We start from the raw sequence: 10,170 nt of genomic DNA on the forward strand, positions 1-10,170 counted from the left end.
AAAAAATTCTAACGAAGTAGGCGACCGTTTATCTGTTTAGCGTCTGGGTCGTTCATTCCTAAGGATACCCGTTTTTTCATTTTAACTATTTTCAGCGTTCTGACAAAGATTTTTAATCGAACTCAGGTTTTTACTGCTCGCGCCCTCGCAGTAAAAGGATTTCCGTGCCATCCCTGATGCACCCAACCCAACCCACAATACGTGTTTTTAAAACTTTCCGCTACCTTTGCCGCAAACAACACAACTATGCCTATTATTGCACCTTCTGTACTTGCAGCCGATTTTGCTAATCTACAACGCGACGTCGAACGCATCAACGAAAGTCAAGCCGATTGGTTTCACATCGATATCATGGACGGGGTTTTTGTACCCAACATTTCGTTTGGTATGCCCGTGCTCGAAGCCATTCAAAAACACGCAAAAAAACCGCTCGACGTGCATTTAATGATCGTCGATCCCGACCGATATACCGAAACCTTCGCCAAATTAGGTGCCGCTACCTTAACGGTGCATTACGAAGCCTGCACGCATTTACACCGCAGCTTGCAACACATAAAAAGTAACGGCATGCGCGCAGGAGTTGCTTTAAATCCGCACACACCGGTACATTTGCTTTCCGACATCATTCGCGAAATCGATTTGGTTTGTTTAATGAGCGTTAATCCGGGTTTTGGCGGACAACAATTTATTGAACACACCTACGAAAAAGTACGTGCCCTTAAAAAACTGATCGTTGAAACGGGAGCAAAAACCCAAATTGAAATAGATGGCGGTGTAAACAGCGGAAACGCAACGGCCTTATTACAAGCGGGCGCCGATGTTTTAGTGGCAGGTAATTTTGTGTTTAAAGCCGAAAACCCGTTACAAGTTATTGCCGACTTAAAAACGGCACATTAACGATTGTATTAATCGAGTTTTTCGGTAAGTTTTTTAAAGACTTTTCGCGCTTCTTTACCTTCGTATAAAATGCTGTAAACCGCGTCGATTATAGGTGTTTTGGCGCCGTATTCTTCGTTGAGTTTGTACGCACTTTTTACCGCGTAGTAGCCTTCGGCAACCATACTCATTTCCATCATGGCACTTTTTACGGTATAGCCTTTACCAATCATGTTTCCGAACATGCGGTTTCGCGAAAAAACCGAATAACCGGTTACCAACAAATCGCCGAGATATGCGCTGTTGTTGATGTTTCGTTTCATTTTGTGCACTTTGCGAATAAACTTCTTCATTTCGCGAATGGCGTTACTCATTAAAACCGACTGAAAATTGTCGCCGTAACCCAAGCCGTGCGCAATACCAGCAGCAATGGCGTAAATGTTTTTGAGCATTGCGGCGTATTCGGTTCCGATAATATCGTCGCTGATTTTTGCTTTGATGTAGTTTCCGGACAGCGCGTGTGCTACGACCTTTGCTTTTTTGGCGTCGGCGCAGGCAATAGTTAGGTACGATAAACGCTCGAGAGCTACTTCTTCGGCGTGACAAGGCCCGGTGATTACGCCAATATTTTCGTACGGAATTTGATACACTTCGTGAAAATGCTCGCCAACAATTAAACTGGTTTCGGGCACAATACCTTTAATTGCCGAGAAAATAACTTTCTCATTGAGTGCAACTTCGAGTTTCGCAAGTTCGTTATTAAGAAACGCCGACGGAATAGCAAAAATGATGATTTCGGCATTTGCGATAGCGTAGTTGATATCGGTTGTAAGATCGAGTTTTTCGATTTGAAACGTTACTGAACTCAGGTAGTTTGGGTTGTGATGCTCCGTTTGCAGGTGTTCGATGGCTGCTTCGTTTCGCATATACCAAATTATGCGTGATTCGTTTACGCACAGCATTTTGGCAATGGCTGTGGCCCAGCTTCCGCCGCCGATAACTGCAAATTTAGTCATTTACTACGCTTTTGTGTTTAGCGTGGCAAATGTAAGCAGCTGATTTTGATATTTGAAAGCAAATTGCAGCGAATTCGATTTCGTAACTTTTGGAAATGGTTTTTCTTTGGCACAAATCTTGGGTTTAGTTGGCCGCGCGAAGGATAGAGCGGATTACCCCGCAGCGACAAAAAGCGCGTACAAGCGGTTTTTGTTGCGAGGCGTATGAGCGAAAGCCTGACGGCGCAGGAAAACCCTATACTACCGTTCGAATTACAGCGAAATTTCGGGTTTTACTGTGCCGGCGCGCCCAAAAAACAACTAAAATTCGTGTACAATCGTTATCTTTACCTCACTTAACTTTCTACCATGCGTGCAATTTTTCTCGGATTGTGGTTTCTTTTAAATGTGTATTCAGGTTTTTCGCAGCTTCAAAAAGAAGTTGAACCGCCTTTTCATATAAAAACGGCTGCATTTTTTCAGGACGGAAAAATGGTGTTGCCGATGTTTCAACTAAACGACAATTTTCATTTTGAGTTTGATGATTTGCATGGCGACGAAGCCGATTATTACTTTGAAATTGTGCATTGCGATTACGATTGGAAAAAATCGGAATTGGCAAAAGCGGAGTACTTAAACGGCGTGGATGGGCAGCGCATTCAGGATTATTTGACTTCGTTTAACACCGTGCAATTGTATTGCCATTACCGCATGCCCTTTCCGAACCGTTTTATGAGTTTTCGCGTTAGTGGCAACTACATTATTCAGATTTTGAACTCGGATCGCGAAGTGGTTTTTTCGCGCAAGTTTGTGATTTATGAAGATCGTGTTTCGGTTCCGATGGTTATTAAACGTCCGCGTACATTAAAAGATATTGAATACAAACAAAACGTAGAATTTTCGATTAAATCGCAAGATATTTTGTTTCAAGCGCCCTTACAAAACGTAAAAGTTTGGTTGCTGAAAAACGGCGATTTCAAAACGGGAATTACCAACATTAAGCCGCAATATACTATTGGCAACGATTTGATTTACCGCTACGACAAGGAAACGCAATTTTGGGGCGGAAACGAATACAGATTTTTTGAAAACAAGGACATTCGGGCAGCGAACAATTTTATTGCAAAGATTGAAAGTAAAGAAACTTACATTGCGTATTTATATCCAGACAACGCACGCGCCAACCAGCCTTACACCTACGCACCCGATGTAAACGGTATTTATCAAGTTCAGAACTTAAACTCGCAAAACAACGCTGTTGAAGCCGACTACGCTTGGGTGTATTTTAGATTGGTTGCGCCAACCTATATGGGCAACGACGGTGTGTATATTAACGGAATGTTTAACAACTGGTCGTTAGCACCCGAATTTAAAATGGATTACAATACCGAAGGCGGCTATTTTGAAAAAGCATTGATTTTAAAACAAGGATTTACGAACTACCAATATGTTATTGCCTCGGAAAACGGGAAAATTGATTACGAAAATGCTCCCGACGGCAACTTTTACCAAACGGAAAACAACTATTTTGCTTTGGTGTATTACCGAGAAAACGGTCAGCGATACGATCGTATTATTGGAAAAGGCAGTGCTAGTTCGATTGATATCAGCAACTAACAAAGATTTAAACTTGCTTCGTTCGAAAATTTGCTAACTTTGAAGTGTGAAACTGGTTGAGCGCTATGGTTACTCAAATAACACAAGGGATAAAAATTTCGGTTAGAACTTCTTTTGAAGGTACTTACTACAAAAATGGTAGGTTGCACTACGCATTTTGTTATGAAATTTCGATAGAAAATCACAGTAAAGACAGCGTACAATTGATGTCGAGACACTGGGATATTTTCGATGCGCTTCAAAACATGGAAACCGTTGATGGCGAGGGTGTGATTGGGAAAAAACCTGTTTTAAAACCCGGCGAGCGTTACAGCTATACTTCAGGCTGTTTATTGGCTTCGCCATTTGGCGCTATGCGCGGCTATTTCAACATGATTAATTTTACAACGACCCGCAATTTTCGGGTAATTGTGCCGAGCTTTAAATTAAGCGCCGATTTCGCCTTGAATTAATTTCAGCGCTTTTATTTGTATTTCAAACTTGGTTCTGAAAATACGCACTTACGTCGAGAACTTCGCGTTGGGCAATAGCGAACACCCTATCCGTTGCGGTTGGTTCGAGTATGTACTTTCCGGTAAAAACGCCAAAGGCAGGTAAAATTAGTTGATTTTGAGATTGAAAAAAACAAGGCAATCGCAAGGATTGTCGGCCAGCACCACGCAACAAAACACCGGGATGTATGTGCCCGCAGATGTTTAGCTTCGAATCGGTTTCGGTAGGATGATGCGTGAGTAACAATTCGTGGGTTTCGATTTCGGACACTACTTCAATACCCAACTTTTTGTAATGTGATTCTGAAATAATATCGTGATTTCCGGCGACCAATACGTGCTTTTGTTCTGCATTTCTTTCTATAAACGCCGAAAACGCTCGCCAATCGTTGTTGGTTTTGGAGTGAAATAAATCGCCGAGATAAATTACTGATTTCGGATTGAAAAATGAGAGCACTTCTTCTAACAACTCGAAGTTTACCAAACCTACTGCTGCCGGAACGGCTAATCCGTTTTTGCGAAAATGCGCCACTTTACCGAGGTGCACATCGGCAATTAATAAGCAGTTTCCATTTTTCCAGAAAGCGGCTCCGGAGTAATGCAAAACGAATTCGAGCTGATTGTATTTGAGTAGCGTTGTCACAGATAAATTCCGATGCAAGTTAATTCAAGTATGGGAAACGAGCCGACAATTACTTCATAAAACTGGCGGTCATTTTCGCAATTCGGTCGGCAAGCGTTTCGCTGCTGAGTTTCTCTCGAAGTCGGTCGGTGATAATTGGAAACGAAAACGGCGTGGGTTTTGAACATTCTTTGACGACGATATTTTGTTGGTTAATACGTTCCAAGGCCAGAATCACACGTCCTTCTTCTAACTGATGTTCGAAGGTTTCGCGAATGGCTTGTTGCAGCAATAAATTATCGGGTTCGTAATCGCGAAATACTTCGAAGAACAGCTGCGAACTTCCTTGTAAATGTTTGGTTTTAATTAATTTACCGGGATAACCCGTAAAAACCAATCCGCTTATCACGGCTATATCTCTGAATTTGCGTTTGGCCATTTCGGTGGCATTCAAACTGCTTTGCAAATCTTGATGTACGTAAGAAGCTGAAAACAAATTATTGTCGATTACCGATTCTAAATCGATGGGTTGGTCGGAAAGCAATTCGAAACCGTAATCGTTGTACGCGAGCGAGAAACTAATGGGCGTTAGCAAACTGATGCGGTACGCCAACAAACTGGCTAAGGCTTCGTGCACAAACCGACCTTCAAACGGATAAAATAAACTGTGATATCCTTCGCGTGTTTTAAAGGTCTCGATCAGGAATTCGTTGCTCGAAGGCACAATTGATTCGCGTCTTTGTCGGGTAAAAACAGGTTCCATTGCCGCGAGTTCAACGGATAAATCCGATGTATTGGCGCGGTAGAGTTCTTCTCGAAGGAGTTGCGACATTTGTGCGGAGAACGAAAGCCGACCGCCGAGCCAGCTGGCCAATTTTGCTTTTCCGCTTCCGGTTGCGTTGCGCACCAAAACCTGCATGTTTTTGATTTGATAGAGTTCTAACCTGCGTCCGCCGAACTGGAAAATATCACCGGGTTTTAGTCGCGAAATGAAGTATTCTTCTATAGAACCTATGTATCCGCCGCCGAGAAATTTGACTTGCAGCGATACGTCGCCAACGATCGTACCGATTTGCATGCGGTGATGCATGGCAATTTTACGGCTGTTGACTTTGAACTTTCCGTCGGCTTCGATTTCTACTTTCTTGAATTCGTCGTATGCTTGCAAGCTTTGTCCGCCTTTAGAGATGAAATTTAAAATCCAACGCCATTCCTCGTCGGTCATTGCTTGGAAACAGAATGTATTTTGAACTTCTTGGCGAATTTCGTTTGGATAAAAACCATCGGAAACGGCCAGTGTAGTTAGGTATTGTACCAAAACGTCGAAGCTGTTTAGATACGGAATACGATCTTCGACCAAGGTGTGTTTTACGGCTTTTTGAAGTGCCGATGCTTCGATTAGTTCCATGGCATGCGTTGCCAAGAAGTAAATCACCGATTTTTTTCCCGGTTGGTGACCGCTTCGGCCGGCACGTTGCATGAATCGCGCTACACCTTTTGGACCTCCGATTTGAATAATGGTTTCAACTGGAGCAAAATCGACGCCGAGGTCTAAACTCGACGTACACACAACTACTTTCAGTTGCTCGTCGCGAATGGCTTGCTCCACCCAAAGTCGGGTTTCTTTGGCGATACTGCCGTGGTGCATAGCAATTTCACCAGCAAATTCAGGATATCTGTCGAGTAATTGCTGAAACCAAATTTCGCAAGCCGATCGAACATTGGTAAAAATAAGTGTGGTTTTGCTTCGCTTTACAATGGCAGCTACTTCGTCGAGCAGGTGTAAACCCATGTGCCCGCGCCACGGATAGGCATCCATGGTTTCCGGAAGTATCGCATATACTTCAATTTGCTTTTGAATATTGGCTTGCACGAGTACAGCCTTTTCGTTTGTTTTCGAATCTAAACCCAATAAAACTTCACGTGCTTGTTCGAGATTTCCGATGGTTGCCGAAATGCCCCAAATGCGCAAATTAGGTGCAATGGTTTTCATCCGCGACAGCGCAAGTTCCATCTGTACGCCGCGTTTCGTGCCCAGAAGTTCGTGCCATTCATCGATGACAACGGCTTGGCAATGCGCTAAGCGCTGTGCGTAATCTTTAGAAGCGAGCATCAGTTGCAGGCTTTCCGGCGTTGTGATGAGTAAGTCAGGTAGCTGTTTTTGCTGTTTTCTACGTTCGGCTTCTGCGGTGTCGCCGGTTCGAATGCCCACGGTTAAGTCGAGCTGAAATCCTTCGATAACGCGTTCGGCCGCCTGTTTAATTTCTACTGAAAGAGCGCGTAAAGGCGTGATCCATATGGCTTTTATGCCGGTTTTCGCTTTCGCGGAACGAGATCGTGCTCGAATTTGTTCAAGTACAATCGGTATCCACAACGCATACGTTTTCCCGCTGCCGGTGGGTGCGTTTAGCAAGCCGTTTTTGCCTGCGAGGTAGTGTTCCCAAGTTTCTTTTTGAAACGGAAACACTTGCCACTGCTGACTTTGAAACCACGAATCGGCTCGCGCAAATAATTCTACGTTTGTCATTTCGGAATCAAGCTTTTTAAATCGTCTAGTGTGTTTGCTTCGTCGATTTTTTTATCGGTACGCCAACGCAAAATACGCGGAAAACGGGTGGCAATTCCCGATTTATGCCGCTTGCTAAATGCAATTCCTTCAAAACCGATTTCAAAAACCAGCTCGGGTTTTACGCTGCGCACCGGACCAAAACGTTCTAGTGTATTTTTCTTAATCCAATCGTCGACTTGCCGGAATTCAGCATCGGTCAATCCGCTGTAGGCTTTAGCAAACGTAACGAGTTGTCTGTCGCCGTTTTCTTGTTCCTCCCAAAGTGCAAAGGTGTAATCGGTAAACAAGTTGGCACGCCGCCCCGAGCCGCGCATGGCGTAAGTTAGAACGGCGTCTATGGATAAAGGCTCGATTTTCCATTTCCACCAATCGCCTTTTTTACGACCTACTTGATACGAGCTGTCGAGTTTTTTCAGCATCAGACCTTCGGAACGCATTTCTCGAGCTCGATTTCGTTCGGCTTCAACGGCTTCCCAAGAATCTAAAACCAAAAACTCCGATTCGAGTATGGGTGCATCAGTTGGAAGTTGGTTCAGTACGGTTTTCAATAAATTCCGTCGGTCGCGGTACGGCAGTTGTCGGATATCGTTGCCTTCAAATTCTAATAAATCGTATACTTTTATTCGAATGGGAACTTTTCGAAGCAAATCGGCACTTACGGTTTTTCTTCCGATGCGTGTTTGTAAATCGTTAAACGTGCCGATGTTGTTATCGATCCACGGTAAAATCTCGCCGTCGATTACGGTTCCGTCGGGAAATAGCTGAGTTAACACTTGCAGTTCCGGATATTTATCGGTTACGAGTTCTTCCCCACGACTCCACACATAGAGTTGTTTGTTTCGAACAATGGTTTGCGAACGGATTCCGTCCCATTTGTGTTCGATGGCAAATTCGTTGGCATTCCCGAGCTCTTGTGGTTCGCCTTCTACGGGATATGCGAGGAAGAACGGAAAGGGTTTGCTTTCGAAATCGGTGCTGCGTTCGGCGAGAATTAAATCTTCGAAAGTGGTTTTTGCCGGTTTCCAATCGCCCATCAATTTGTAAGCAAGTACATCTTCATCGACGCCGGTAGCATTGGCCAAGGCGCGTGTCATTAGCTTTTGGCTTACGCCGATTCGGAAACTGCCGGTGATGAGTTTGGTGAACACAAAGCGTTCGTAATAGTTGAGTTGCATCCAATTTTCGTGTAGGTATTCGCGTTTTTCGGGATCGGATTTGGCTTTAAGCGCAATCATTTCTTCCAAAAAGCGACTCAGCGATTTTTCGGACGATTGTTGAGTGGGCGGAAGAATAAGCGCAATGGTCTCGGCCAAGTCGCCCACAATATGATAACTTTCTTCGAACAGCCACAGCGGTATTCCTGCGAGTTCGTTAGCCCAAACGCGCAAGAGTGTTGTATTTACGGGGCGCGGTGGCCTGCGGTGGGAAAGAATGGCAATGGTCCAAACTTTGTCGGCATCGCTGGCTTTTTTGAAGTAGTTGGTTAATGCGGCTACTTTTACATTGGTCTTGTTCGAGCTGTCGAGTGCTCGTATGAGTTCGGCGAAGTCTTTCATACGGCATCTTCTAGTTTTTCTTCGCCGTTGAGTTCGGCCATTTCGCCTTCGTATTGGGTTTGCTCGGTTCGGGCGTCGTAACCCAAAGTTCGGAGGTAACGCGAGAAAATATCGGCATAACCGTGGGTACAGATTACTTTTTCGGCTCCGGTTGCGGTTATGGCAGAAAGTAGTCCGTTCCAATCGCAGTGATCGCTGAGCACAAATCCTTTATCGATGGCTCGTCGGCGGCGTGCTCCGCGAAAGGTCATCCAACCGCTGGCAGTTCCTGTTACGTAGGGCGTCATTTTTTTTAGCCATACGCTGCCGTGCGCCGAAGGTGGTGCTAAGACCATTTGTCCGATGAGATCTTCTTTTTTCACGGCTTTGGTTAAGGGAATGGTTTCAGGCATTTGAGCGAACTCGCGCAGCACTTGCGTCATATTTTCAACGGCGCCGTGGGTGTAGATGCGGCCGATGGATGGATCGAGAAATTTCAGAATGCGTTGCGCCTTACCGAGACTATAACCAAAGAGCACCGAGGTTTGTTTCTCGGCCTGATTTTCGGCCCACCAGGTATTGATGTCGTGCATTACTTGTTGTTGTGGAATCCAGTTGAAGGCGGGCAATCCGAAGGTACATTCGGTGATAAAGGTGTGGCATTTTACGGGTTCGAAAGGTGTGGAAAGCAGGTCGTTTTCGGTTTTATAATCGCCGGTAAAGACCCAGACTTCGCCTTGATATTCGACACGTACTTGCGAGGATCCGATAATGTGTCCGGCGGGATGTAGAGAAAACGTTACGCCGTTAATGGTAAAGGTTTCGTTCCAGGCTACGCCCGTTGCGTTGATCTCGCCCAAGCGGTGCTTTATGATGGGCACATTGGTGTGATGGGTAATGTAGTGTTTGTGTCCCCAACGCGAGTGGTCGGAATGTCCGTGTGTGATTATAGCACGATCTACGGCGCGCCATGGGTCGAGGTATACATCGGCTTGTGCGCAATAGATTCCTTTATCGTTAAAAGCCAGTAGCGGTGTTTGAAGTTTTCGCATTTTTTAAAATTACGCTTATCGCGAAAAGCGGTAAACTATTTTGAGAATGCTTTAACGTTTGATTAGGGAGGTAGGGGATACGCTTTAATTCGCTACTTGAAGTTCTGAGCAAAAGTAAAAGCCGGTCTATCTTAAAAGTGAACAGAAAAAGCCGCTGTGGAAAACTGCTATTATCTTCTAGATAATAACGTTATGGAATTTGTATTCTTGCAAATAGTTTAAATGCTCTTCTTGCATGAGAAACAGACGATAGAAGTTAATTTCTGTTTGATACGCTTCTGAGCTCAAAATAGAAAGATAATCATCGTATGGATTTGTTTATGAATATGTTGCTAAAATTTCACTCATTTTAAATGAATACTTAGTTGCCTAAGTACACGACAAAAATTGTATTAAATTAATTTCCAGCTTAT

8 protein-coding genes are annotated in these 10,170 nt (G+C 44.3%); 3 read left to right on the forward strand and 5 right to left on the reverse strand.

The genetic code is table 11. The features are described 5' to 3' along the window. Positions 1-246: 246 nt before the first annotated feature. Positions 247-897: a ribulose-phosphate 3-epimerase gene (gene rpe, locus CHX27_RS02480; RefSeq protein WP_094485184.1), complete on the forward strand. Its 651-nt coding sequence runs from the start codon at positions 247-249 to the stop codon at positions 895-897. An 8-nt stretch (positions 898-905) separates the two neighbouring features. Here rpe and CHX27_RS02485 read toward each other — a convergent pair whose 3' ends face one another. Beyond that, complete coding sequence (locus CHX27_RS02485; RefSeq protein ID WP_094485185.1) at positions 906-1,892, reverse strand: NAD(P)H-dependent glycerol-3-phosphate dehydrogenase; 987 nt, start codon at positions 1,890-1,892, stop codon at positions 906-908. A 348-nt stretch (positions 1,893-2,240) separates the two neighbouring features. Here CHX27_RS02485 and CHX27_RS02490 point away from each other — a divergent pair, with 348 nt between their 5' ends. After that, positions 2,241-3,488, forward strand: coding sequence for a type IX secretion system plug protein (locus CHX27_RS02490; RefSeq protein WP_094485186.1), 1,248 nt, complete (start codon positions 2,241-2,243; stop codon positions 3,486-3,488). Positions 3,489-3,553: 65 nt separating this feature from the next. Further along, positions 3,554-3,940 (forward strand): Co2+/Mg2+ efflux protein ApaG, encoded by a 387-nt coding sequence (gene apaG / locus CHX27_RS02495; protein WP_094485187.1) that lies wholly within the window; start codon positions 3,554-3,556, stop codon positions 3,938-3,940. A gap of 22 nt (positions 3,941-3,962) precedes the next feature. On the opposite strand, the gene pdeM is transcribed toward apaG, so the two are convergent. The 4 genes from pdeM to CHX27_RS02515 are packed head-to-tail and all read right to left on the reverse strand — an operon-like array spanning position 3,963 to position 9,757. Then, the gene (gene pdeM / locus CHX27_RS02500) at positions 3,963-4,622 is read right to left on the reverse strand and encodes a ligase-associated DNA damage response endonuclease PdeM (protein ID WP_094485188.1); all 660 of its coding nucleotides are present in this window, start codon (positions 4,620-4,622) and stop codon (positions 3,963-3,965) included. Positions 4,623-4,671: 49 nt separating this feature from the next. Beyond that, on the reverse strand, positions 4,672-7,128 hold the full coding sequence (locus CHX27_RS02505) for a ligase-associated DNA damage response DEXH box helicase (protein ID WP_094485189.1): 2,457 nt from the start codon (positions 7,126-7,128) through the stop codon (positions 4,672-4,674). Continuing rightward, on the reverse strand, positions 7,125-8,726 hold the full coding sequence (locus CHX27_RS02510) for an ATP-dependent DNA ligase (RefSeq protein ID WP_094485190.1): 1,602 nt from the start codon (positions 8,724-8,726) through the stop codon (positions 7,125-7,127). The genes CHX27_RS02505 and CHX27_RS02510 overlap by 4 nt, the downstream gene beginning before the upstream one ends. Further along, positions 8,723-9,757 (reverse strand): ligase-associated DNA damage response exonuclease, encoded by a 1,035-nt coding sequence (locus CHX27_RS02515; protein WP_094485191.1) that lies wholly within the window; start codon positions 9,755-9,757, stop codon positions 8,723-8,725. The genes CHX27_RS02510 and CHX27_RS02515 overlap by 4 nt, the downstream gene beginning before the upstream one ends. Between the last annotated feature and the right edge of the window lie 413 nt (positions 9,758-10,170).

Origin of the sequence: Flavobacterium aurantiibacter (genome assembly GCF_002251775.1) — a bacterium.
Classification (GTDB): domain Bacteria; phylum Bacteroidota; class Bacteroidia; order Flavobacteriales; family Flavobacteriaceae; genus Flavobacterium; species Flavobacterium aurantiibacter.